This window comes from Kosakonia beeri, from assembly GCF_054165705.1.
This window is the reverse complement of the sequence record NZ_CM135106.1, coordinates 3,910,308-3,934,649: the sequence shown is the minus strand read 5'-3', so window position 1 is coordinate 3,934,649 and position 24,342 is coordinate 3,910,308. Positions and strand designations below refer to the sequence as shown.

The window sequence follows — 24,342 nt, the reverse complement described above, 5'->3', positions numbered from 1 at the left end:
CGTAAGGATGGCTTATGAAAATTGTTATCGCACCGGACTCCTATAAAGAAAGTTTGAGTGCTCTGGATGTAGCGACCGCGATTGAAAGCGGCTTTCGCGAAATTTTCCCCACTGCGGAGTATGTAAAAATACCGGTTGCGGATGGCGGTGAAGGGACGGTCGAGGCCATGGTCGCCGCAACGGAAGGGCGTATCGTGAAGGTGGCGGTAAAAGGGCCGCTTGCTGAGCCGGTAGAGGCGTTTTATGGTCTGTCTGGCGATGAAAAGTCGGCGTTTATTGAAATGGCGGCGGCCAGCGGGCTGGAAATCGTTCCGCCAGCGAAACGCGATCCACGCGTGACAACCTCCTGGGGGACTGGAGAGTTGATCCGCCATGCGCTGGATGCGGGCGTGAAACATATCATCATTGGCATTGGTGGCAGCGCGACCAATGACGGTGGTGCAGGAATGGTGCAGGCGCTGGGCGCCAAATTGCTGGACGACAAAGGCGAGCAGATTGCGCCGGGCGGCGCCGCACTGGAAACCCTGGCACGCATTGATATTGGCGAGCTGGATAAACGCCTGGCGGAGTGCCGCATTGAGGTGGCCTGTGACGTGACCAACCCGCTGACGGGCAAAGAGGGCGCTTCGGCAGTATTTGGCCCGCAAAAAGGGGCCACGCCGGAGATGATCGCCCGACTGGATGAGGCGCTGGGGCACTATGCGAAAATTATCGCCCGCGACCTGGATTTGGATGTGCTGCATTTGGCGGGCGGCGGTGCTGCAGGCGGCATGGGCGCAGCGTTATACGCGTTCTGCAAAGCAGAATTGCGCCAGGGGATAGAGATCGTGACCGATGCGCTGTCGCTGGATAAGCACGTTGCCGATGCCGATCTGGTGATCACCGGCGAAGGGCGGATCGACAGCCAGACCGTGCACGGGAAAGTACCGGTAGGGGTGGCGAAAGTCGCGAAGCGTTACGCGATCCCGGTGATTGGCATCGCTGGTAGCCTGACGGCTGACGTGGAGGTTGTGCACCACCACGGCATCGATGCGGTATTCAGCGTCATCTACAAAGTGTGTTCGCTGGATGATGCGCTGGCGAATGCCGGGGAAAATGTGCGCATGACGGCCCGCAATGTGGCCGCTGTGCTGAAAGCGGGGCAAACTTTATAACCCGGTGCCGGATAGCGCTAACGCCTGTCCGGCCATATCCTCCCCGCCGGCCGGATCACGTCGCGCCGCGACCCGGCTGGCTAACCAATCAGTCGGCGTGCTTCCCGCGTAACATTGTCCATCTCATCAAGCAATTCCAGAAACTCTGGCTCGAGTTCTTCGGCCGGCACTCCGCTACGCAACTGATGCTCAATCAAATGGCATAAGTTTTTCAGCCGCGGCACGCCGCTATAACCGCAACTGCCATGGAGTTTGTGAATACCTTCCGACAGGCCTTGCGGGGCTTCGCCTACCAGTTGTTCTTCGACCATATTGCGAATTTCCGGCAGGAACTCGATCAGCATTTGCAGCATTTCTCGAGCCAAATCAGTTTTCCCGGCAGCCTGACGCAGCGCCAGTTGCCAGTCGAGGGTCACGTCCGAATTAATCTCCGGCGCGGTGGGCGCAGTGGAAGGTTCAGGCGGCGTTAACCAGGTGCTGATGTCCGGGCCGGGTTTGTAGCGCAGCAGCAGATTATGCAGTTTGTCCTCTTCGATGGGCTTCGCCAGATAATCGTTCATCCCGGCGCTGAGTAGCTTCTCTTTTTGCCCTGCCATTGCGTGGGCGGTTACGGCAATGACCGGCGTTTGCTGCTGGTGGGGGAGCTGGCGGATCAACTCGCAGGCGCGGATCCCGTCCATATCCGGCATCTGAATATCCATTAATATCAGATCGAACTGTAGCTGTTTTGCACGTTCAATCGCCTGCATGCCGCTTTCACACAGGACGACATGTTGCACCTGATCTTCCAGTAATACGCCAATAAGTTTCAGGTTTGCCGGGTTGTCGTCCACCGCCATGACCGCCATCGGCAGTTTGCTTTCATCCGCTAACGCGGTCTGCGCAATGCGCGTGGAGCGGCAATATTCCGTCAGTGCTGGCAGCAAACGCGTGCTGGTCAGCGGCTTAAGCAGGCAGGCTGCGGCACCATCCTGCTTGAGGGTTTCGGCATCCACCTGCGCATGGCACGGCAGTGCCAGCAGTAAATAGTCCGTCATCGCCGCCGCTCTGGCGAGGCGATCATGCTGCATGCTCAGGGGTTCGCGCACCGTAACCGGGATAGCCATCAACAAAATATCGTAGTGCTCCTGCGGCAGGGCAGAGAACGACGGGCTGTAAATCACCTCCAGCGGCGTCTCGCTCAGCACATCCAGCGTACTTTGCGCCGCAGCGGTGTTCGGCTCCACATAAGCCAGCCGTTTACCTGCCAGACAGCCCGTGCCTGGCATTTCGCTTATCGCGTTGGGATTGAGGTCAAGATTGATATGGAACCAGAAGGTCGAACCGCGATTCGGCTGGCTGTGGAAGGAGATATCGCCCCCCATCTCATTGACCAGTTTTTGGGTTATCACCAGGCCCAGCCCGGTACCGCCGTGACGCCGTGAAATGCTGGCATCGGCCTGACGAAACGCCTGAAACAGCCGCGATTGATCGCGCTCGGGGATACCGATGCCGGTATCGCGGATTTGCACCTCAACCTGTACTTTGTTATTGCTGATGGCGCGCTTTTCGACCACCACATCAATGTTGCCGTTCTCGGTAAATTTGATGGCATTGCCCACCAGATTGGTGATCACCTGCTGTAAACGCAGCGGATCGCCAATCACATTATCCGGCACATCGTTTTTGATGTTCAGCGTCAGTTCCAGCCCTTTATCGTGAGCGGAATGTGCCAGTAGGATCACCACTTCATCCAGCGTATTGCGCAGCGGGAAGGGGATGCTCTCAAGGATCAGTTTGCCCGCTTCCAGTTTGGAGAAATCAAGCACATCGTTAATGATCGCCAGCAGATTATTGGCTGAACGCTCAATGGTCAGTAAATGGTCACGCTGGGTCGGGTTGAGTTCCGATTTCAGCGTCAGGCGGGTAAACCCAATCACTCCGTTCAACGGCGTGCGCAGTTCATGGGACATATTGGCCAGGAACTCAGATTTAATGCGCGCCGCTTCCTGGGCGCGCTTTTTCGCCAGATCCAGCTCAACGTTTTGAATCTCCATCTGCTCCAGGGTTTCCCGCAGATCGGAGGTGGACTGGTCAATATTGTGCTGCATCTCTTCGTGGTAGGCCGCCAGCGACATCGCCATCGAGTTGATGCCGTTTTTCAGCATATCCAGTTCGCCCAGCATAAAGCCTTCAACGCGACTGTCGAGTTGCCCGCGACGAATGCGATCGACGGTATTGACCATATTACGGATTGGACTGGTGACGTCGCGCATGAGTCGCCAGCCGAAAATCAGCGCAATGCCGATGCAGAACAGGATCATCAGACTGGAGATAAAAATCTCTTTGTACTGTTGTAAGCGGACCGACTTCAGATCCAGCTCCAGTGCGACATAACCGAGCATATTGCCGGTAATACTATCTACCGGGAGCGCCGTATTCGCCGGAACGTAGCCTTCTGAAAGGATCGGCGTGCGCAGCACCATGACATCGCCGTGTCGGGTCACGCTCAGCTTGCGTGGAAAAGGCTGCCCTTCCGCCAGTTTCAGATCATCGCCATCGAGCTGAAAATTGGACGATACGAAGACGTTATTCTGCCCGTCATAAATCGAAATCGCCCGTACAATGTCCGAATGGCGGCGGTGCAGCACGCTAATAAGCTGACCGATAGCGTCTTTGTCCTGCAACGTCATGCTGTACTCGCTGGAGACGGCCAGCGGTTCGATAATACTGGCTCCGGCGTCTTCCAGTTGACGCTGTAAGTCGTTATAGCGATGAACCACGAAGAAGATGCTGAGCAGCACACCGATAAGCACAGTGGGAGCCAGGATCAGGATCATCATGCGTGCGCGCAAGCTGTAGTTGGTCATGGAGTTCCGTTATGGGAGAATTAGGCCATTAATCTGTAATAGAGATATTCCCTGCAATGGCGCAATTCTACTCTGCAAAACGACGCGTGACGACTAGTCAGAAAATAACCGTAACCGTAAACGACCTCGATCCTTTTGGCCAAGGGGTTGCGCGCCATAACGGTAAGGCATTGTTTATTCCCGCTCTTCTGCCTGGCGAAACGGCAGAAATCGTCCTCAAAGAGGACAAACGGCAGTTTGCCCGTGGCGAGGTGAAACGTCGCCTGAACGACAGCCCCGAGCGCGTTTTGCCCCAGTGTCCGCATTTTGGCATGTGCGGCGGCTGCCAGCAGCAGCACGCCAGCGTTGCACTGCAACAACGCAGCAAAAGCGCCGCGCTGGCGCGCCTGATGAAGCACGAAGTGAACGATGTGATTGCCGGCGAGCCGTGGGCCTACCGCCGACGCGCGCGCCTCAGCCTGAGCTGGCAGCCCAAAACACAGCAGCTGGATATGGGGTTTCGTCATGCCGGAGGCAGCGAGATTGTAAATATCCGCCAATGCCCTGTTTTGGTGCGCCGTCTTGAAGCATTGCTTGTGCCGCTACGCGAGTGCCTGACGCAGTTAAAAGCCGCGCGTCACCTTGGGCATGTCGAACTGGTCGATGCGGATAACGGGCCGCTGATGGTGTTGCGTCATACCGGCGCGTTAAGTTCGGCCGATAAAGAAAAACTGGAACAGTTTTCGCATTCTCACGACCTTGCGCTGTATCTCGCACCACAAAGCGAGATACTTGAACACGTTAACGGAGAAACTCCCTGGTACAGCTCGGACGGGCTACGCTTAACGTTCAGTCCGCGCGATTTTATCCAGGTCAATGACAGGGTAAATCAGCAAATGGTCGCGCGTGCGCTGGCATGGCTGGATGTGCAGCCAGGCGACAGGGTGCTGGATCTGTTCTGTGGAATGGGCAACTTCACACTGCCGCTGGCGAAATATGCAGCCAGCGTGGTCGGGGTCGAAGGGGTTGCCGGGCTGGTGGCGAAAGCGCAGGAAAACGCCCAAAAGAATGGCTTGCAGAATGTGACATTCTTTCACGAAAATCTGGAGGAGGATGTCACAAAGCAGCCGTGGGCCAGCCGTGGGTTTGACAAAATTTTACTCGACCCGGCACGCGCGGGCGCTGCCGGTGTGATGCAACATATTATAAAATTATCACCGGCGCGGGTGGTGTACGTTTCCTGTAATCCGGCTACGCTTGCTCGCGACAGTGAAGCGCTTTTAAACGCAGGTTACCAGATCCAGCAGCTAGCGATGCTGGACATGTTCCCACACACTGGCCACCTGGAATCGATGGTATTGTTTGTGGATCACCAATGATTAATTTCGGCTTGTCGAATTCGGCAGGCCCGGTCCCTGAAAGGAGAGGACAATGGTTGCGGTACGCAGTGCGCATTTGAACAAAGCGGGTGAATTCGATCCGGGAAAATGGATCGCGAGTCTGGGCATTACCAGTCAACCGTCGTGTGAACGCTTAACCGAAACCTGGGCATATTGTCTGCGCCAAACACAAGGGCACCCGCACGCGGAAATATTGCTGTCGCGCGGCATTGAAATGGTCGAAATCCTCTCAATGCTGAGTATGGACATCGATACGCTGCGTGCCGCACTGCTGTTCCCACTGGCGGATGCCGAAGTGGTCAGTGAAGAGGTGCTGAGTGAAAGCGTCGGTGCGTCGGTAGTCAACTTGATCCATGGCGTGCGCGATATGGCGGCTATCCGCCAGCTTAAAGCCACCCACACTGACTCCGTCTCTTCTGAACAGGTCGATAACGTTCGTCGTATGCTGCTGGCCATGGTGGACGATTTCCGCTGTGTGGTCATCAAGCTGGCGGAACGCATTGCCCATCTTCGCGAGGTGAAAGACGCGCCAGAAGATGAACGCGTGCTGGCGGCCAAAGAGTGCACCAATATCTATGCGCCGCTGGCTAACCGTCTCGGCATCGGGCAACTGAAGTGGGAGCTGGAAGATTACTGCTTCCGTTACCTGCACCCGGCGGAATATAAACGCATTGCCAGGCTGCTGCACGAACGCCGTATCGATCGCGAACATTACATTGATGAATTTGTTGGCCATTTACGCGCCGAGATGAAAACCGAAGGCGTGAAAGCCGAAGTTTATGGTCGCCCTAAACATATCTACAGCATCTGGCGCAAAATGCAGAAAAAACATCTCGCCTTTGATGAGCTGTTTGACGTGCGTGCCGTGCGTATTGTGGCCGAACGTTTGCAGGACTGCTACGCGGCACTGGGGATTGTTCACACTCATTATCGCCACCTGCCGGATGAGTTTGACGATTATGTCGCCAACCCGAAACCCAATGGCTACCAGTCGATTCATACTGTGGTGCTGGGGCCGGGCGGGAAAACGGTAGAGATCCAGATTCGTACCCGCCAGATGCATGAAGACGCCGAGCTTGGCGTGGCGGCGCACTGGAAGTACAAAGAGGGCACGGCGGTGGCTGGCAGCCCGCGTTCTGCCCACGAAGACCGCATCGCCTGGCTGCGCAAGCTGATTGCGTGGCAGGAAGAGATGGCCGACTCCGGCGAAATGCTCGACGAAGTACGCAGCCAGGTCTTCGACGACCGGGTGTATGTGTTTACGCCAAAAGGCGATGTGGTGGACTTACCGGCAGGTTCCACGCCGCTGGACTTTGCTTATCATATTCACAGTGACGTGGGCCACCGCTGCATCGGTGCGAAAATCAGCGGGCGCATTGTGCCCTTTACCTACCAGTTGCAAATGGGCGATCAGATCGAAATCATCACCCAGAAGCAGCCGAACCCAAGCCGGGACTGGCTGAATCCTAACCTGGGTTACGTGACTACCAGCCGCGGGCGCTCGAAGATTCATGCCTGGTTCCGTAAACAGGATCGCGACAAAAATATCCTTGCCGGGCGGCAGATCCTCGACGACGAGCTGGCGCATCTGGGAATCAGCCTGAAAGAGGCGGAAAAACACCTGCTGCCGCGCTATAACTTCAATGAAATTGAGGAGTTACTGGCGGCAATAGGCGGCGGTGATATTCGTCTCAATCAGATGGTCAATTTCCTGCAAGCGCAGTTCAACAAGCCCAGCGCGGCAGAGCAGGATGCCGCTGCGCTGAAACAGTTGCAGCAAAAAACCTTCACGCCGCAAACTCGCAGTAAGGACAATGGGCGCGTGGTGGTCGAAGGTGTCGGCAATCTGATGCACCATATCGCGCGTTGCTGCCAGCCGATCCCCGGGGATGAAATCGTCGGCTTTATTACGCAGGGGCGCGGGATCTCTATTCACCGTGCTGACTGCGATCAGCTCGAAGAGCTGCGCACAGTGGCACCGGAGCGTATTGTCGATGCCGTGTGGGGCGAAAGCTATTCTGCGGGCTACTCGCTGGTCGTGCGTGTCACCGCTAACGATCGCAGTGGGCTGCTGCGCGATATCACCACCATTCTCGCCAATGAGAAGGTCAACGTGTTAGGCGTTGCCAGCCGGAGCGATACCAAACAGCAACTGGCCACAATCGATATGAATATCGAAATTTACAACCTGCAAGTGCTGGGCCGCGTGCTCGGTAAGCTTAACCAGGTGCCCGACGTGATTGACGCCCGCCGTTTGCACGGTAGTTGATATTCTCTTCACTCGATCCTCTCCCATAGGGAGAGGATCACTACTTTCATTTCAGGGATTTCTCATGACTCAAATCGACCGTTTGCTCGGGATTATGCAACGCCTGCGCGATCCGGAAACCGGCTGCCCGTGGGACAAGGAACAAACTTTCGCCACCATTGCCCCTTACACGCTGGAAGAAACCTACGAAGTGCTGGATGCTATCTCCCGCGAAGATTTTGACGATTTACGCGGCGAGCTGGGCGACCTGCTATTCCAGGTGGTGTTTTATGCGCAAATGGCACAGGAAGAGGGGCGTTTTGACTTTAACGACATCTGCGCGGCTATCAGCGACAAACTGGAACGCCGTCACCCGCATATCTTTGGCGATGCGCACGCAGAAAACAGCACCGAGGTGCTGACGCGCTGGGAACAAATCAAAAGCGAAGAGCGGGCGGAAAAAGCGCAACATTCCGCGCTGGATGATATTCCGCACAGCCTACCGGCGCTCATGCGCGCGCATAAAATCCAGAAACGCTGCGCGACCGTCGGTTTCGACTGGGCAACGCTCGGACCGGTGCTCGATAAAGTGTATGAAGAGATCGATGAAGTCATGCACGAAGCAAAACAGGCTGTTGTTGATGAAGCCAGACTGGAAGAAGAAATGGGCGATTTGTTGTTCGCCACCGTCAACCTTTCCCGCCACCTTGGTGTCAAAGCCGAAGTCGCGCTGCAAAAAGCGAACCTCAAATTTGAACGGCGTTTTCGCGAGGTCGAGCGAATTGTAGGCGAACGCGGCCTGGAAATGACAGGTGTCGATCTGGAAACAATGGAAAATGTCTGGCAACAAGTAAAACGCCAGGAACATGATCTTTAACGGATTTGTTCCGGTAAGCGCTGTTTGTGTGGTTTTTTAAATAACAAGCGGTTGATTTACGTCAAAAACATTTACCCAAAAATGGCTATTTTCACACTCCTTAAGTTTGTTGAAATGCCTTGAGAATCGCCTCTTCGAGTAATTCGGGACGCAGCAAGGCGGCAACCGGGCGAATCTCCAGATGCACAGAATGGCAGTGTGACGGGGGTTCGCGAAGGAAGCCAATGCAGATGCGGCCTGAAGAACGAAGGAGAGGGCAATGAAAGTTTGTGGCACAGGCCATCCTCGGGTATACTGCTTTCCCGTCCTGGTTATTCCATCGTCTTTTAAACCTAACTTCTCAGGTTCAGCATGACAACGAACTATATTTTTGTGACCGGCGGGGTCGTATCCTCTCTGGGTAAAGGCATTGCCGCAGCCTCCCTGGCAGCCATTCTTGAAGCCCGTGGCCTCAACGTCACCATGATGAAACTCGATCCGTACATCAACGTCGATCCGGGTACAATGAGTCCTATCCAGCATGGCGAAGTGTTCGTTACCGAAGATGGCGCTGAAACCGATCTGGATTTGGGTCACTATGAGCGCTTCATTCGCACCAAAATGACCCGCCGCAACAACTTCACCACCGGCCGTATTTACTCTGAAGTGCTGCGCAAAGAGCGTCGCGGCGACTATCTGGGTGCGACCGTACAGGTTATTCCGCATATCACCAACGCCATTAAAGAGCGCATCATCGAAGGTGGTGAAGGCCATGATGTCGTGCTGGTGGAAATCGGCGGTACTGTCGGCGATATCGAATCCTTACCGTTCCTTGAAGCGATCCGTCAGATGGCGGTAGAAGTGGGCCGCGAGCGCACACTCTATATGCACCTGACGCTGGTGCCGTACATGGCCGCTTCCGGGGAAGTAAAAACCAAACCGACACAGCACTCTGTAAAAGAGCTGCTCTCTATCGGTATCCAGCCGGATATTCTGATTTGCCGTTCCGATCGCGCGGTTCCTGCTAATGAACGTGCAAAAATTGCTTTGTTCTGTAACGTTCCAGAAAAAGCTGTGATTTCTCTGAAAGACGTCGATTCCATTTATAAAATCCCGGGCCTGTTGAAATCACAGGGGCTGGACGATTATATTTGTAAACGATTCAGCTTGAACTGTGCGGACGCAAACCTGGCCGAATGGGAACAGGTTATTTACGAAGAAGCGAATCCGTCAGGCGAAGTCACCATCGGTATGGTCGGTAAATACATTGAACTGCCGGATGCCTACAAATCGGTGATTGAGGCGCTGAAACATGGTGGCCTGAAAAACCGCGTGACCGTTAACATCAAGCTGATTGATTCGCAGGATGTGGAAACGCGCGGTGTCGAAATTCTGAAAGGTCTGGATGCTATCCTCATCCCTGGCGGCTTCGGCTACCGTGGTGTGGAAGGCAAGATCGCCACCGCACGCTATGCGCGTGAGAACAATATTCCTTATCTGGGCATTTGCCTGGGTATGCAGGTTGCGTTGATTGAATTTGCGCGTAACGTCGTCGGGATGGAGAACGCCAACTCCACGGAATTTGTGCCAGACTGTAAGTACCCGGTAGTGGCGCTTATTACCGAATGGCGCGATGAAGACGGCAACGTTGAGCAGCGTTCGGAGAAGAGCGATCTCGGCGGCACTATGCGCCTCGGCGCGCAGCAGTGCCAGCTTGATGATGGCAGTCTGGTTCGTCAGTTGTACGGTGAGCCGACGATCGTTGAACGTCATCGTCATCGTTACGAAGTCAACAATATGCTGTTGAAACAAATTGAAGCTGCGGGTCTGCGTGTTGCAGGCCGTTCCGGTGATGATCAGTTGGTCGAGATCATTGAGGTGCCGAATCATCCGTGGTTCGTTGCCTGCCAGTTCCATCCGGAATTTACTTCTACGCCGCGTGATGGGCATCCGCTGTTTGCCGGCTTTGTGAAAGCCGCCAGCGAGTACCAAAAGCGCCAGGCGAAGTAAAAAAGTTACAACAGCAACGCGTACCCCAGGGTACGCGTTGTTTGTCTGGAGTTTTAGTTTAACTTGTACTGAGGAAAACCTAATGTCCAAAATCGTTAAAGTCATCGGTCGTGAAATCATCGACTCCCGTGGTAACCCGACTGTTGAAGCCGAAGTACACCTGGAAGGTGGTTTCGTAGGTCTGGCAGCTGCGCCGTCAGGTGCTTCCACTGGTTCCCGCGAAGCGCTGGAACTGCGCGATGGCGACAAATCCCGTTTCCTGGGTAAAGGCGTCACCAAAGCTGTTGGCGCGGTTAACGGCCCGATCGCTCAGGCTATCCTTGGCAAAGATGCCAAAGATCAGGCTGGCATTGACAAGATCATGATCGACCTGGACGGTACCGAAAACAAATCTAACTTCGGTGCAAACGCCATTCTGGCTGTGTCCCTGGCTGCGGCCAAAGCAGCTGCTGCTTCTAAAGGCCTGCCGCTGTATGCGCACATCGCTGAACTGAACGGCACCCCGGGCAAATACTCCATGCCGGTTCCGATGATGAACATCATCAACGGTGGTGAGCACGCTGACAACAACGTCGACATTCAGGAATTCATGATTCAGCCGGTAGGCGCGAAAACAGTGAAAGAAGCCATCCGTATGGGTTCTGAAGTTTTCCATCACCTGGCGAAAGTGCTGAAAGCGAAAGGCATGAACACTGCAGTCGGTGACGAAGGTGGTTATGCGCCGAACCTGGGTTCTAACGCAGAAGCACTGGCTGTTATCGCTGAAGCGGTTAAAGCTGCTGGCTACGAGCTGGGCAAAGACATCACCCTGGCAATGGACTGTGCAGCGTCTGAGTTCTACAAAGACGGCAAATACGTTCTGGCTGGCGAAGGCAACAAAGCGTTTACCTCTGAAGAGTTCACGCACTTCCTGGAAGATCTGACCAAACAGTACCCGATCGTATCCATCGAAGACGGTCTGGACGAATCTGACTGGGATGGCTTCGCCTACCAGACTAAAGTACTGGGCGACAAAATCCAGCTGGTGGGTGACGACCTGTTCGTAACCAACACCAAAATCCTGAAAGAAGGTATCGAGAAAGGCATCGCCAACTCCATTCTGATCAAATTCAACCAGATCGGTTCTCTGACCGAAACTCTGGCTGCAATCAAAATGGCGAAAGATGCTGGCTACACTGCTGTTATCTCTCACCGTTCAGGCGAAACTGAAGATGCAACCATCGCTGACCTGGCGGTAGGTACTGCAGCTGGCCAGATTAAAACCGGTTCTATGAGCCGTTCTGACCGCGTTGCTAAATACAACCAGCTGATTCGTATCGAAGAAGCGCTGGGCGAGCAGGCACCGTTCAACGGTCTGAAAGAGATCAAAGGCCAGGCGTAATCGCTAAGCATTGATACTGATAAAAATGCCAGTCGTTTGACTGGCATTTTTTTTGACTATTTAAAGTCGACTTCCATCTGTTGCGGGATAGACAAACCGCGCGTCGTCTGGACGCAGCGGGCAATATAATCAGTAAAGCGCGGGGGTTTCGGCATTCCCATGCTCAGCAACTTATCATTACTGAAACGGACATTCAGTGTGGCAAAAGCACCGTACAGGCGCATGGCCTTCAGCATTAAACGCTCATTGCACGGGCCGAAGATATCTTTCAGCTCGCGGCGCATCTTCACCAGCGTCTCATAACTGACCTGTGCATACTTATCGCCGACCGGGGCTTTCTCCAGCGCCTGCGCCATAGCATGGTCAATATCTGCAAAACGGACGCTGTTCTCCTCACCGGCAGAAATATGCACTACTTCGCCACGCGCAATTTCACCACCGAGCAGCATAAGCAGCGCATCGGCGCAATAATCCACCGGGATCACATCAACCCGATCCTCCAATGAGCACATAAATTTTTGCAGCATCAGCCCCATGCTGAACACCCAAAAAATGCTGGTTGAAGGCTGGCAACCGTGACTGGTATGACCCACAACAATCGACGGACGGGCAATAACGAGCGGCAGCGCCGGGCACGTTTTGCGCATCAGTTGTTCAATCGTGGATTTAGAGTGCGTGTAAGCCACCAGATGCTCGGCATTCTCGCGAAATTCCGCGCTTTCCGGCACCAAAGAATCGGGTTCTGGTGTACAGGACATGGCGGTACCCACATGCAGAAAACGTTGTAAACCCGCAACCTGCTCCATACGGCGGGCAAAGGCAAGCGTCCCTTCAACATTCACCTTCCATACCAGCGGGTTGTTGCCAAACGAGGCCACCGCAGCGCAGTTCAGTACCTGAGTTACCGACTCCAGTCGCGGATCATCCAGGAAGCTTTCCGGTTCACCCAGGTCCCCCAGCAGGATCTGGTCAGATGTCAGTCGCTGCAATTTTTCTTCACTGAGATTAAATTTGCGCATGTTGCGCTTTACGCGTTCGATGCCTGCTTCGGCATTTTCTGCGCGAACCAGTAATAATAAGTGCATCGCTTCATTGCTGTTGAGGATTTTTTCTAATACTGCCCCGCCAAGAAAACCCGTAACGCCAGTTATTAATAATGTATTCATGAATGCTATCTCACATGGTCGATGGCCGGATTTTAGGCACAGAAAGCTAAACGCGAGATAAATAACATTACGCCGGGAAAAGAGGGGTCTTAAGCTTATTTTAAGGTAACGGCAAAAGGGGATTTAACTTTGACATGCAAGGATTTAAAAAAATTCCATGGTAGAGAACTAAATATTTATCTTGCTGTTTTTAAATAATTTATTTTTTATTAATTTCATTTGTCGAAACTGTTTTAAATAATTCAACATGTAAAAATAAACACGTTTGGTTACACCATTTCATGCCAGATTTAAATTGTTACCGGCAGGTATTTCTGCGACGAAATCACATTAACCCTGCCTGATAGTGACCGGGTATTTATCTCCCGGTTTTTCAAGGCCGTGACATCACCAGTTGCCTGATGAGCCTCCGCCATCGCTGGAACCGCCATCACCGCCAGAACTGCCGCTATCGCTACTACTGTGACTTGTACTGTCGCTACTGCTGTAGTGGGTGCTGTCGGTGCTGCTCCAGGTTGCCGCACTGCTGCGTAGGGTGCTCGTTTGCCTGCTTTCACGGTACTTCTGCCTTCCTGCTGCGGTCAGACGCATCGGGTAAATCAGCCAGACGCCGAACACCATCAGCATAATAGAGGCGGGTATTGCCGCGCTGAACCACACCCAGGGAATAAGCCACGGCGCATTGTCGCTAATAAACAGCAGCACCAACGCCAGCGGGAAAGAGACTATAAATAACGTCACCAAAACGCGGATCATGCCTTTAAGCGTCAGAAAGACAATCAGCAATACCAGCAGCGGCAGCGTTTTCCACAGAGAGAACCAGGCCGTCAGTTCTTGCCAGAAAGAGGGCGTTTCTGCGACCGGGAGCGGTTGACTGGCAAGTACCGTAGTGATGCCTTCAACACCGCGGATGATGCCGGTACTCAGATCGTCGAGCCTGAAAAAGGGGATCATATGTTCGTAGATAATACGATTGGCGAGCGTGTTGGTGAGCATCTCTTCCAGCCCCTTGCCCACCTCAATTCGCACTGCGCGATCCTGCCAGGCGACCAGTAACAGCACGCCGTCATTGCGTTGCGCATTGCCAAGCTGCCACTGGTTAAATACCTGGTTGGCAAAGCGATCGATATTCTCACCCTGTGTCGTAGAAACCACCAGCACGGCAGTTTGAGTTCCGGTTCGTTCATTCAGCCCGTTGACCTGTTGGGAGAGTTGCTCGCGTTGCCATGAGGTTAATAAATCATCAGGATCGTTAACAAAGCCGCGCATCGCGGGAACCGGAGCAGCCAGAGCCTGGGCGAAAAAACCGGTCAGTACCAGCAATAATGCCAGTAAGCGTGCCATAGAGATCATCCTTGCAAGGCAGATAAAAGGGCTAAACACCCTGGCATAATAGCGGCTATCCGGAATCGATGACAATTGACTATAACTGGCAGTAAGCATTCCCTGGGGGGCATAGCCGCGCAGCGTGGCGCAAATGGCACATGATCCCCTGGCGGTTATCTGTAATAATGAACTCTTTACTCCTTCAATAAGAGCGATGATGCAGTACCCGATTAACGAGATGTTCCAGACCCTTCAAGGCGAGGGTTACTTTACAGGCGTTCCCGCCATTTTTATTCGTTTACAGGGATGCCCGGTTGGTTGCGCCTGGTGCGATACCAAACACACCTGGGATAAGCTTGCGGATCGGGAAGTGTCGCTGTTTAGCATCCTTGCAAAAACCAAAGAGAGCGACAAATGGGGCGCAGCAGACAGCGAAGAGTTGCTCGCCATCATTCAACGTCAGGGATGGACGGCCCGCCATGTGGTGATCACCGGCGGCGAACCCTGCATTCATGATCTTATTCCGCTCACCGCCCTGCTGGAGAAAAACGGTTTTAGCTGCCAGATTGAAACCAGTGGCACCCATGACGTTCGCGCATCGCACACCACCTGGGTAACCGTGTCGCCCAAGGTCAATATGCGCGGTGGCTATGATGTGCTGCAGCAGGCGCTGGAACGTGCCGATGAAATTAAACATCCGGTTGGCCGGGTGCGTGATATTGAAGCGCTGGACGCGTTACTGGCGCAGCTTACGGATGACAAGCACAGGGTAATTGCCCTGCAGCCAATCAGCCAGAAAGATGATGCAACGCGATTATGTATCGAAACCTGTATCGCCCGTAACTGGCGATTGTCGATGCAGACGCACAAATATTTAAATATTGCCTGACAATAAACCCGCCACTGGCGGGTTTATTTTTTCTTCACTCTGGTCCTGTTTGCGCGACATATTATCCGGATAATCCTCACCGCCTTCCTGAATCATCCATGTCGGTTATTTTCCTTGCTGTCATCGAATTGGATTCAGGAAAATCTTGTCTTTTTAATCATGCCCTGTCTTCTCACCCAACGTATTCCCTTAAAGGAACACCTGACCCAGGTTAACCGGAATAAGGCAAATACGCACAACGGGTGCCGGCCAGTTAGCAGGAGATCATTCTTCCTGGCTCCGTGGCGATGTGAAGCATCATTCTGGCGTGAGCGATGGCGGATTTTTGATGCGGGAGAAAGACAGGGAATCGGCGTCAGCCCTTTGCGATGAAGGGCTGACTGCCAGTGCGGGATTACTCGCCGCGATAGACACAACCTGCGGTGCAGGTTTCTTTTATCATCACCGCGCTTAACAGCGGCATAATCGGTTTCATCTGATCCCAAATCCATTTTGCCAGTACTTCGCTGGTTGGGTTTTCCAGCCCCGGGATCTCATTCAGATAGTAGTGATCCAGGCGGTCATAGAGGGGTTTAAAGGCCGCTTTTAACTCGGCGAAATCCACTACCCAGCCGGTATAAGGATCCACTTCGCCGGTGATCTCCAGACGCACCATAAAAGAGTGTCCATGCAGACGGCCGCACTTATGCCCCTGCGGTACATGCGGTAAATGGTGAGCGGCTTCGAAGGTGAAATCTTTAAACAACGTGGTAGACATAATGCACTCTCAGGCTTAAAAAACCGCCGCATGGTAGCGGAAATGACCTTTTTTAGCATTAATTAAAATCAGCAAAAGTGATTACCACAGCATGTATGGAAGCTAATTTTTGGTTTCACTATAAAATTCAATGGATTAATCAACCGCTTTTAGTGTTAATAACTATAACTAAAACAGGTTAGTTCTTTTGGTTATTTATTATTTCCAACCTTTCTTTAATTGTTATTATCCCCACCGTTAACCTTAGTTTCACTTGGTTTTTCTACATTATAACCCCGCAGGATTTTGCGTTGTCGCCAACTCACTCGCGCCGTGCAAAACGAAGAGGGATTTTTTTGCTACTGGAACATAACGACGCATGACGACTCAGGCCCCACCTTCCGCGTTGCTCCCGTTAAATTCGGAGCAACTGGCGCGCCTTCAGGCGGCCACGACTGACTTAACTCCGACCCAGCTTGCCTGGGTTTCCGGCTATTTTTGGGGCGTGCTGAACCAGCAGCCTGGCGCTGCTGTTGCCGCACCGGCTGCGGCGGCTGAGGTTCCGTCCATTACCCTGATTTCCGCCTCGCAAACCGGCAATGCCCGCCGCGTAGCCGAAGCGCTGCGTGATGATTTACTGGCGGCAAAACTTAACGTCAACCTTGTCAACGCGGGCGACTATAAATTCAAACAGATTGCGAATGAGAAGTTATTGGTGATCGTGGCATCGACCCAGGGCGAAGGTGATGCCCCGGAAGAAGCCGTGGCGTTACATAAGTTCCTGTTCTCTAAGAAAGCGCCAAAACTGGAAGGAACCGCCTTTGCGGTGTTCGGTTTGGGCGATACATCGTACGAGTTTTTCTGCCAGGCCGGGAAAGATTTCGACAGTAAGCTGGCAGAACTGGGCGCCGAGCGCTTGCTGGATCGCGTGGATGCCGATGTCGAATATCAAGCCGCCGCCGCTGAATGGCGCGCCCGCGTGGTAGAGGTACTTAAAGCTCGCGTACCAAAAGATACCCCTGCGCAGGCGGTGGTGTCGGCGACAGGGGCGGTGAACGAGGTGTTCTCCAGCCCCTATACCAAAGAAGCACCGCTGACCGCGAGTCTGTCGGTCAATCAGAAAATTACCGGTCGCGATTCAGAAAAAGACGTGCGCCACATTGAAATCGATCTTGGCGATTCAGGACTGCGTTATCAGCCGGGCGACGCACTGGGCGTGTGGTATCAAAACGATCCGGCACTGGTGAAAGAGTTGGTTGAACTGCTGTGGCTGAAAGGTGACGAACCGGTCACTGTCGACGGGAAAACCCTGCCGCTGTCTGACGCGTTGCAGTGGCATTTTGAACTGACAGTTAACACCGCCAATATTGTGGAAAATTACGCCACGCTGACCCGCAGCGAATCACTGCTGCCGCTGGTCGGTGATAAAGCGCAATTGCAGCACTACGCGGCGACTACGCCTATTGTGGATATGGTGCGTTTCTCACCCGCGCAACTGGATGCCGCCGCGCTCATTAATCTGCTGCGCCCGCTGACACCGCGTCTCTATTCAATAGCCTCTTCGCAGGCGGAAGTGGAGAGCGAAGTTCACATCACTGTCGGCGTTGTGCGTTATGACGTTGAAGGTCGCGCTCGTGCTGGCGGCGCGTCCAGCTTCCTTGCCGATCGCGTGGAAGAAGAGGGCGAAGTCCGGGTATTTATCGAACATAACGATAACTTCCGTCTGCCCGCCAATCCGGAAACCCCGGTGATTATGATTGGGCCGGGTACCGGTATTGCGCCATTCCGCGCCTTTATTCAGCAGCGCGCCGCCGATGAAGCGCCCGGTAAAAACTGGCTTTTCTTTGGCAATCCGCACTTTACCGAGGACTTCCTCTATCAGGTTGAGTGGCAGCGGTATGTGAAAGAGGGCGTGCTGAACCGTATCGATTTAGCCTGGTCCAGAGATCAAAAAGAAAAAATTTACGTACAAGACAAACTGCGCGAACAGGGTGCGGAATTGTGGCGCTGGATCAATGACGGTGCGCACATTTATGTCTGCGGCGACGCCAATCGTATGGCGAAAGACGTCGAGCAGGCTTTACTGGACGTGATTGCCGAATTCGGTGCGATGGATGCCGAAGCGGCGGATGAATTTTTAAGTGAGCTGCGCGTTGAGCGCCGTTATCAGCGAGATGTCTACTAATGAGCGAAAAACATCCTGGCCCTCTGGTGGTCGAAGGCAAACTGGCCGATGCCGAGCGCATGAAGCTCGAAAGTAACTTCCTGCGCGGCACCATTGCGGAAGATTTAAACGACGGTCTGACGGGCGGATTCAACGGCGATAACTTTCTGCTGATCCGCTTTCATGGCATGTATCAACAGGATGACCGCGATATTCGCGCGGAGCGCGCAGAGCAAAAACTCGAGCCGCGTCATGCCATGCTGCTGCGCTGCCGTTTGCCTGGCGGTGTCATCACTCCCACCCAGTGGCAGGCGATCGATAAATTTGCCCATGACAACACGATTTACGGCAGCATTCGTCTGACTAACCGTCAGACTTTCCAGTTCCACGGCATTCTGAAGAAGAACGTGAAGCCGGTGCATCAGATGTTGCACTCCGTCGGGCTGGATGCGCTGGCGACCGCAAACGACATGAACCGTAACGTGCTGTGCACCTCCAACCCTTACGAGTCTGAACTGCACGCCGAAGCGTATGAGTGGGCGAAGAAGATCTCCGAACACCTGCTGCCGCGCACCCGCGCATATGCAGAGATCTGGCTGGATCAGGAAAAGGTCGCCACCACCGATGAAGAACCGATCCTTGGCCCAACCTATCTGCCGCGTAAGTTCAAAACCACGGTAGTTATCCCGCCGCAGAACGACATTGACCTGCACGCCAATGACATGAACTTCGTGGCAGTAGCGGAAAACGGCAAACTGGTGGGCTTCAACTTGCTGGTGGGCGGCGGTCTTTCTATCGAACATGGTAATAAGAAAACCTATGCCCGTACGGCGAGTGAGTTTGGCTACCTGCCAATTGAACATACGCTGGCGGTAGCCGAAGCGGTGGTCACCACCCAGCGTGACTGGGGTAACCGTACCGATCGTAAAAATGCCAAAACCAAATACACGCTGGAGCGCGTTGGCGTTGAAACGTTCAAAGCCGAAGTTGAGCGCCGGGCAGGGATCAAATTTGAGCCGATTCGCCCGTACGAATTTACCGGTCGCGGCGATCGTATTGGCTGGGTAAAAGGCATTGATAACAAGTGGCACCTGACGCTGTTTATCGAAAATGGCCGTATTCTGGATTACCCAGGCCGCCCGCTGAAAACCGGTCTGCTGGAAATTGCTAAGATCCATAAAGGGGAGTTTCGCATCACCGCTAACCAGAACCTGATTATTGCCGGTGTACCGGACAGCCAGAAAGCGAAAATCGAGAAACTGGCGCGCGCCCACGGATTGATGGACGCGGTGAAGCCGCAACGTGAAAACTCCATGGCCTGCGTCTCGTTCCCGACCTGTCCGCTGGCGATGGCGGAAGCGGAGCGTTTCCTGCCCTCTTTCGTCGACAACGTCGAGGCGGTAATGGAGAAGCACGGCGTAGGTGACGATCACATTGTCCTGCGTGTGACCGGCTGCCCGAACGGCTGCGGCCGCGCGATGCTGGCGGAAATCGGTCTGGTGGGCAAAGCACCGGGTCGCTATAACCTGCACATTGGCGGTAACCGCATCGGAACGCGTATTCCGCGGATGTACCGTGAAAACATTACCGAACCCGAGATCCTCGCATCGATTGACGAACTGGTCGCCCGCTGGGCGAAAGAGCGCGAAGAGGGTGAGGGCTTTGGCGACTTTACCGTGCGCACGGGCATCATTCGCCCGGTGCGCGATCCGGCGCGGGATTTCTGGGAATAACCCCCTGCAAGCCTGGTAGCGCTGTGCTATCAGGCCATTAACGCAGTCTGTCGGCCTGATCCGCAATGCGCTATCAGGCAACGAACACAGTGAGGAACTTATGTCCAAACTCGATCTGAATGCGCTGAACGCGCTGCCGAAAGTGGATCGCGTGCTTCAGCTCGCCGAAACGAATGCGCAACTGGAAAAGCTCAATGCCGAAGCGCGCGTCGCCTGGGCACTGGAAAACCTGCCGGGTGAGTACGTTCTCTCCTCCAGTTTTGGTATTCAGGCAGCAGTAAGCCTGCATCTGGTTAACCAGGTGGCGCCGGGGATCCCGGTGATCCTTACCGATACCGGTTATTTGTTCCCCGAGACGTACCAGTTTATTGATGAGTTAACGGACAAGCTCAAGCTCAACCTGAAAGTGTACCGTGCGGCGCAAAGCCCGGCATGGCAGGAAGCACGTTACGGCAAACTGTGGGAGCAGGGCGTTGAAGGCATTGAGAAATACAATGACATCAACAAAGTCGAGCCGATGAACCGTGCGCTGGCGGAATTGCACGCGCAAACCTGGTTTGCCGGTCTGCGCCGCGAGCAGTCCGGAAGCCGCGCCAGCCTGCCGGTGCTGGCGATCCAGCGCGGCATATTCAAAGTACTGCCCATTATCGACTGGGATAACCGCACGGTGTATCAGTATCTACAGCAGCATGGTCTTGGCTATCACCCGTTGTGGGATCAGGGCTACCTCTCGGTAGGCGACACCCACACCACCCGTAAATGGGAACCCGGTATGGCGGAAGAAGAGACGCGCTTCTTTGGCCTGAAACGCGAATGCGGGCTGCACGAAGGCTAAGCGTTATGCCCCTCTTCTACGAGAAAGAGGGGTTTTTTTATCCCATCAGGCTGACATGCGCCGCCACAATGCGCCAGCCCCAGGGAAACTTAACCCAGGTCTGCATCTGGCGCCCAATGCGCTCGCTGTTTTCTCGGGTGAATTCCGTACTCGCTACAGCCATATCGTCGCCAAATGTGGTGATGGTGGTATTGCGTAGCTGCCGTTCCAGCCCTGCGGAGGGGCGCGCATGGCGAAAATCACGGATGGCGGCAATGCCATAAAGATTTTCCGTTGCGCCGTAGCGCACGGTGCGTTCGTCATCCCAGAACAACTCATCCAGCACATCCACATCGTTACTGATTAACGCCTGTTCGTAACGGTAAAACGCCGCAGTGACTTCGTTGAGGATCGCCGGGCGGTTGATATTGTCTCGGTTCATTCTGCATCCTGTAAATAAAGAATCCCACTCTGTTCCAGCCGCCATGCGGCCTGTAAACAGTGCACTTCCTGCCAGGGCGCACCAATGATCTGCACGCCAATCGGTAAACCACTACCGGTATTGAGCGGCACCGTGACCACCGGCAACCCCAGAAAAGAGATGGGCTGCGTTAGCATGCCCATACTGGCTTTAACCGGCAGATCACACCCATTAATGCGCACGGTAGACGCGCCAATTCGCGTGGCAGTGCAGGGTGTCGCTGGCGCCAGTAACAGGTCGACATTGTTGAACAGGGGCAGCGTGTTATCGCGAAACCAGCCACGGAACCGCTGTGCCTGCAGGTACCATGCGGAGGGCGTCATCACGCCGGCCAGCAGACGCTCACGGGAGTTGGCTTCAAACCGGTCTGCATCACTGCGCAAAGCCGGAAGATAGTGATTTCCGCCTTCCGCCGCCGAAAGTAAAAATGCCGCCGTTCGGGCTAATTCGGCCTGCGGAAGAGTTAGCGTATCCGCCGCGCCCAGCGCCTGCGCGACGCGAGCGACGGCCTGACGCGCATTGTCATCACACCAGTCAGAAAAAAAACCGCCCAGCACGGCGCAGCGTAGTGTCGTTGAGCTTGTTAATTGCGGTAGCGCTGCTTCGTCGGGGCGGGAAGACTGCCAGCGGTCGTCTGCATCGTGACCCTGCAGGGCATCGTAGACGCGCGTCAAATCGTCTGTACTACGCGCCAGCGGCCCAATATGATCGAGACTGGCGACAAACGGGTGGCTGCCGCTGCGCGAAAGGCGGCCAAAGGTGGGTTTCAGACCATAAATGCCGCACAGCGAAGCGGGCACGCGAATGGATCCATTCGTGTCGCTGCCCAGCGAGAAGTTCACCATCCCGGCGGCAACGGCTGCGGCAGAACCGCCGGATGAGCCACCCGCCACGCGTTCAGGATCGCGCGGGTTGCGCGTTGGGCCGTAATGGCTGTTCTCGGTGGTGAAACCATAGGCGTAGGCATCCATATTGAGTGCCCCTGCCAGCGTCGCCCCGGCACAGTGAAGCTGGCGCAGGGCGAAGGCATCCTCCGCTGCTGGCGGTTGTGTGCTGAACAGCTCAGCCCCGGCAAGCGTGGTTATCCCTTTAATATCAAAAAGGTTTTTCACGGCGTAGGGTACGCCTGCCAGTGCGGGCAACGTTTCGCCACTGGTAAGGCGTTGATCGATCGCCACCGCTTCTGCCAGCAGCCTTGGCGCCGTGATCTCCGTAAAAGCGTTCAGCCGCGGGTTGTGCTGCGCAATGCGCGTCAGCGTTTGCTGCGCCAACTCCGTGGCGCTGAAGTGCTTTGCCCGCAGGCCGCGCTGGATCTCCCCAATCGATAAGCTCATAACCGGTACTCTCCTGCAACGTCCTGACGCTGTGGCAGGGGAAACGCCATCAACGGCTGCGCCATATCGGCAATACGGCGCAGTTGCACCTCCAGCTCCGCGCGGCGCTCATCATTCAGCGGTACCGACAGCAATTGCTCCATCAGCCGGATATACGCCGGCCAGTCGATCTCTGTGTTGTTCATGCTTGCTCCTTAAAATCCGGCGGCGCTGCCGTTGCTGCGAGGATCAAACGCCCCTTCCAGCATGCCGTTGGTATGACGCACAATCGCGCCCGCATGCCCGGTCGCCTCACTTAATCCGGGCAGCCACTCCACCTCATGGCCCCGCTCACGCAGTGCCAGAAAGGTTTGTTCACTAAAGTTTGCTTCCAGTTTCAGGCTGTCGGATGCCTGCCCCCAGGTGCGCCCCAGTAGCCAACGTGGCGCGCAGACCGCCGCCTGCAACGGCATTCCTTGCAGGATATGACGGGTAAAAATGGCTGCCTGCGTTTGTGGTTGCCCGTCGCCACCCATGGTGCCATAGACCATAGTGCGCCCGTCTTTCAGCCGTGCCGCGGCGGGATTCAGCGTATGAAAAGGTTGCTTGCCCGGCATGAGTGCCAGCAAATGCGAGGGATCGAGGCTAAATGCCGCCCCGCGGTTTTGCAGCAGGACGCCACTGTCGGGCAGCACCACTCCGCTGCCGAATTCATGGTAAATACTCTGGATAAACGAGACGGCGAGCCCATTTTTATCGACGACTCCCATCCAGACCGTGTCACCTGGCCCTTTGCCCTCGCCCCATGGCGCAGCACGATATTCATCAATGCTGGCGGCAAGCTGTTCCAGTGGCACCTGTTCCAGCAGGCTCTGGACCGGCAACGTTACATGACGGGGATCGGTGATATAGCGATCGCGCAGGCCAAACGCCTTCTTGGTGGCTTCCACTATGCGGTGGATGGTTTGTACTTCGTTGGCCTGCGCCATCTCAAGGTGGTCGGTAATGCCGAGGATCGCCAGCGATACCAGCCCCTGAGTCGGTGGCGTCATATTGAACACGTCGCCCTGGCTATGCTGGAGCTTAAGCGGTACGCGGCGCTGAGCGCGGTGCATCGCCAGATCCTGGGCGGTGATGGGGATGCCCAGCGTTTGCATTTCATCGGCTATTTGTTCTGCAAGTCCTCCACGATAAAAACTGTCCAGCCCGTCGGTGGCCAGCCGGGTCAGTGTGCGCGCCAGCCTCGGTTGGCAAAACCGGCTTCCTGCCATCGGCACAGCGCCCTGAGGGAGAAAGGTGCCGGCAAAACCGGGAACATCGACCAGCTCCTGGTATTTGCTCTGCGTGGCGTTGGCCTGCGAATGGGTCACCGGGATCCCGTCGGCGGCATAGTGGATTGCGTCCGCCAGCAGGCGTGAGAGCGGTAACGGTGTGCTGCCCAGTGCCGCAGAGACGTTTAATGCTTCATCCCAGCCGCTGAGTGTACCGGGGACGGTAAGCGCGGCCAGCGTACCGCGATGAGGAATATGCGTATGCCCGGCATACAGCGCCTGGGTCGCCTGTTGCCCGGCCGCACCACTGGCATCAATGGCCAGCGCTTCGCCCTGTGGCGGCACAATCAGCCAGAATCCATCACCGCCAATGCCATTCATATGAGGGTAGGCGACCGCAATCGTGGCGGCGGCGGCAACCATCGCCTGAATGGCGTCGCCGCCGTGGCGTAAAACCGACAGTGCCGACTCGCTGGCGAGATGGTGTGGTGTTACCGCCATACCCGAGGGGGCCATATTACTTTGCATCGTTACGCTTCCTGTTTCTTCCGGTAAGTGGGAAAGCGTAAGCA

The 24,342-nt window shown here is 54.9% G+C and carries 18 protein-coding genes; 10 read left to right on the top strand and 8 right to left on the bottom strand.

The window, feature by feature from the left end:
* Nucleotides 1–14 precede the first annotated feature (14 nt).
* On the top strand, nt 15–1,154 hold the full coding sequence (locus ACUY4S_RS18635) for a glycerate kinase (RefSeq protein WP_458023409.1): 1,140 nt from the start codon (nt 15–17) through the stop codon (nt 1,152–1,154).
* An 80-nt stretch (nt 1,155–1,234) separates the two neighbouring features.
* Here the strand turns inward: ACUY4S_RS18635 and barA are convergent, their stop codons facing one another.
* Nucleotides 1,235–4,003, bottom strand: a complete 2,769-nt coding sequence (barA, locus tag ACUY4S_RS18630) for a two-component sensor histidine kinase BarA (protein WP_458023410.1) — start codon at nt 4,001–4,003, stop codon at nt 1,235–1,237.
* 56 nt (nt 4,004–4,059) lie between these two features.
* On the opposite strand from barA, the gene rlmD reads away from it, so the two are divergent.
* The 5 genes from rlmD (at nt 4,060) to eno (ending at nt 11,877) form a co-directional block, all read left to right on the top strand.
* Nucleotides 4,060–5,361, top strand: a complete 1,302-nt coding sequence (rlmD, locus tag ACUY4S_RS18625; RefSeq protein WP_458023411.1) for a 23S rRNA (uracil(1939)-C(5))-methyltransferase RlmD — start codon at nt 4,060–4,062, stop codon at nt 5,359–5,361.
* Between the two features lie 52 nt (nt 5,362–5,413).
* Nucleotides 5,414–7,651: a GTP diphosphokinase gene (gene relA, locus ACUY4S_RS18620; RefSeq protein WP_312688807.1), complete on the top strand. Its 2,238-nt coding sequence runs from the start codon at nt 5,414–5,416 to the stop codon at nt 7,649–7,651.
* 64 nt (nt 7,652–7,715) lie between these two features.
* Nucleotides 7,716–8,507 carry a nucleoside triphosphate pyrophosphohydrolase gene (mazG, locus tag ACUY4S_RS18615; RefSeq protein WP_312688809.1) on the top strand — a complete coding sequence of 264 codons (792 nt, stop codon included), beginning with the start codon at nt 7,716–7,718 and terminating at the stop codon, nt 8,505–8,507.
* A gap of 351 nt (nt 8,508–8,858) precedes the next feature.
* Nucleotides 8,859–10,496 (top strand): glutamine hydrolyzing CTP synthase, encoded by a 1,638-nt coding sequence (pyrG, locus tag ACUY4S_RS18610; protein ID WP_312688811.1) that lies wholly within the window; start codon nt 8,859–8,861, stop codon nt 10,494–10,496.
* An 82-nt stretch (nt 10,497–10,578) separates the two neighbouring features.
* Nucleotides 10,579–11,877 carry a phosphopyruvate hydratase gene (eno, locus tag ACUY4S_RS18605; protein ID WP_312688813.1) on the top strand — a complete coding sequence of 433 codons (1,299 nt, stop codon included), beginning with the start codon at nt 10,579–10,581 and terminating at the stop codon, nt 11,875–11,877.
* A gap of 56 nt (nt 11,878–11,933) precedes the next feature.
* Here the strand turns inward: eno and ACUY4S_RS18600 are convergent, their stop codons facing one another.
* Both ACUY4S_RS18600 and ACUY4S_RS18595 read right to left on the bottom strand, forming a co-directional pair.
* Nucleotides 11,934–13,043 carry an SDR family oxidoreductase gene (locus ACUY4S_RS18600; RefSeq protein ID WP_312688815.1) on the bottom strand — a complete coding sequence of 370 codons (1,110 nt, stop codon included), beginning with the start codon at nt 13,041–13,043 and terminating at the stop codon, nt 11,934–11,936.
* 387 nt (nt 13,044–13,430) lie between these two features.
* Nucleotides 13,431–14,387: a TPM domain-containing protein gene (locus tag ACUY4S_RS18595; RefSeq protein WP_458023412.1), complete on the bottom strand. Its 957-nt coding sequence runs from the start codon at nt 14,385–14,387 to the stop codon at nt 13,431–13,433.
* A gap of 199 nt (nt 14,388–14,586) precedes the next feature.
* On the opposite strand from ACUY4S_RS18595, the gene queE reads away from it, so the two are divergent.
* Nucleotides 14,587–15,258 (top strand): 7-carboxy-7-deazaguanine synthase QueE, encoded by a 672-nt coding sequence (gene queE / locus ACUY4S_RS18590; RefSeq protein ID WP_458023419.1) that lies wholly within the window; start codon nt 14,587–14,589, stop codon nt 15,256–15,258.
* 394 nt (nt 15,259–15,652) lie between these two features.
* Here the strand turns inward: queE and queD are convergent, their stop codons facing one another.
* Nucleotides 15,653–16,018 carry a 6-carboxytetrahydropterin synthase QueD gene (gene queD, locus ACUY4S_RS18585; protein WP_312689128.1) on the bottom strand — a complete coding sequence of 122 codons (366 nt, stop codon included), beginning with the start codon at nt 16,016–16,018 and terminating at the stop codon, nt 15,653–15,655.
* A gap of 355 nt (nt 16,019–16,373) precedes the next feature.
* Between queD and cysJ the strand changes: the two genes are divergently transcribed.
* The 3 genes from cysJ (at nt 16,374) to cysH (ending at nt 20,726) form a co-directional block, all read left to right on the top strand.
* Nucleotides 16,374–18,179 (top strand): NADPH-dependent assimilatory sulfite reductase flavoprotein subunit, encoded by a 1,806-nt coding sequence (gene cysJ, locus ACUY4S_RS18580; RefSeq protein ID WP_458023413.1) that lies wholly within the window; start codon nt 16,374–16,376, stop codon nt 18,177–18,179.
* Nucleotides 18,179–19,891: an assimilatory sulfite reductase (NADPH) hemoprotein subunit gene (gene cysI / locus ACUY4S_RS18575; protein ID WP_312688821.1), complete on the top strand. Its 1,713-nt coding sequence runs from the start codon at nt 18,179–18,181 to the stop codon at nt 19,889–19,891. The genes cysJ and cysI overlap by 1 nt, the downstream gene beginning before the upstream one ends.
* Before the next feature lie 100 nt (nt 19,892–19,991).
* A complete protein-coding gene (cysH, locus tag ACUY4S_RS18570) occupies nt 19,992–20,726 on the top strand; it encodes a phosphoadenosine phosphosulfate reductase (protein ID WP_312688823.1) in 735 nt (244 codons plus the stop codon).
* 37 nt (nt 20,727–20,763) lie between these two features.
* Here the strand turns inward: cysH and hpxZ are convergent, their stop codons facing one another.
* From hpxZ to ACUY4S_RS18550, 4 genes are read right to left on the bottom strand one after another with little or no spacing between them, the layout of a single operon-like run.
* Entirely contained in the window at nt 20,764–21,147 is a 384-nt protein-coding gene (gene hpxZ, locus ACUY4S_RS18565; protein WP_312688825.1) for an oxalurate catabolism protein HpxZ, read from the bottom strand.
* Nucleotides 21,144–22,520, bottom strand: coding sequence for an AtzE family amidohydrolase (locus ACUY4S_RS18560; protein ID WP_458023414.1), 1,377 nt, complete (start codon nt 22,518–22,520; stop codon nt 21,144–21,146). The genes hpxZ and ACUY4S_RS18560 overlap by 4 nt, the downstream gene beginning before the upstream one ends.
* A complete protein-coding gene (gene hpxX / locus ACUY4S_RS18555) occupies nt 22,517–22,705 on the bottom strand; it encodes an oxalurate catabolism protein HpxX (RefSeq protein ID WP_312688828.1) in 189 nt (62 codons plus the stop codon). Before hpxX ends, ACUY4S_RS18560 begins: the two co-directional genes overlap by 4 nt.
* Before the next feature lie 9 nt (nt 22,706–22,714).
* Entirely contained in the window at nt 22,715–24,298 is a 1,584-nt protein-coding gene (locus ACUY4S_RS18550; protein ID WP_458023415.1) for a gamma-glutamyltransferase family protein, read from the bottom strand.
* Between the last annotated feature and the right edge of the window lie 44 nt (nt 24,299–24,342).

Excerpts from the sequence above, each read along its gene's own strand:
- ACUY4S_RS18635 (WP_458023409.1), top strand. The coding sequence starts at position 15 with ATGAAAATTGTTATCGCACCGGACTCCTATAAAGAAAGTTTGAGTGCT.
- barA (WP_458023410.1), bottom strand. The coding sequence starts at position 4,003 with ATGACCAACTACAGCTTGCGCGCACGCATGATGATCCTGATCCTGGCT.
- rlmD (WP_458023411.1), top strand. The coding sequence starts at position 4,060 with ATGGCGCAATTCTACTCTGCAAAACGACGCGTGACGACTAGTCAGAAA.
- relA (WP_312688807.1), top strand. The coding sequence starts at position 5,414 with ATGGTTGCGGTACGCAGTGCGCATTTGAACAAAGCGGGTGAATTCGAT.
- mazG (WP_312688809.1), top strand. The coding sequence starts at position 7,716 with ATGACTCAAATCGACCGTTTGCTCGGGATTATGCAACGCCTGCGCGAT.
- pyrG (WP_312688811.1), top strand. The coding sequence starts at position 8,859 with ATGACAACGAACTATATTTTTGTGACCGGCGGGGTCGTATCCTCTCTG.
- eno (WP_312688813.1), top strand. The coding sequence starts at position 10,579 with ATGTCCAAAATCGTTAAAGTCATCGGTCGTGAAATCATCGACTCCCGT.
- ACUY4S_RS18600 (WP_312688815.1), bottom strand. The coding sequence starts at position 13,043 with ATGAATACATTATTAATAACTGGCGTTACGGGTTTTCTTGGCGGGGCA.
- ACUY4S_RS18595 (WP_458023412.1), bottom strand. The coding sequence starts at position 14,387 with ATGGCACGCTTACTGGCATTATTGCTGGTACTGACCGGTTTTTTCGCC.
- queE (WP_458023419.1), top strand. The coding sequence starts at position 14,587 with ATGCAGTACCCGATTAACGAGATGTTCCAGACCCTTCAAGGCGAGGGT.
- cysJ (WP_458023413.1), top strand. The coding sequence starts at position 16,374 with ATGACGACTCAGGCCCCACCTTCCGCGTTGCTCCCGTTAAATTCGGAG.
- cysI (WP_312688821.1), top strand. The coding sequence starts at position 18,179 with ATGAGCGAAAAACATCCTGGCCCTCTGGTGGTCGAAGGCAAACTGGCC.
- cysH (WP_312688823.1), top strand. The coding sequence starts at position 19,992 with ATGTCCAAACTCGATCTGAATGCGCTGAACGCGCTGCCGAAAGTGGAT.
- hpxZ (WP_312688825.1), bottom strand. The coding sequence starts at position 21,147 with ATGAACCGAGACAATATCAACCGCCCGGCGATCCTCAACGAAGTCACT.
- ACUY4S_RS18560 (WP_458023414.1), bottom strand. The coding sequence starts at position 22,520 with ATGAGCTTATCGATTGGGGAGATCCAGCGCGGCCTGCGGGCAAAGCAC.
- hpxX (WP_312688828.1), bottom strand. The coding sequence starts at position 22,705 with ATGAACAACACAGAGATCGACTGGCCGGCGTATATCCGGCTGATGGAG.
- ACUY4S_RS18550 (WP_458023415.1), bottom strand. The coding sequence starts at position 24,298 with ATGCAAAGTAATATGGCCCCCTCGGGTATGGCGGTAACACCACACCAT.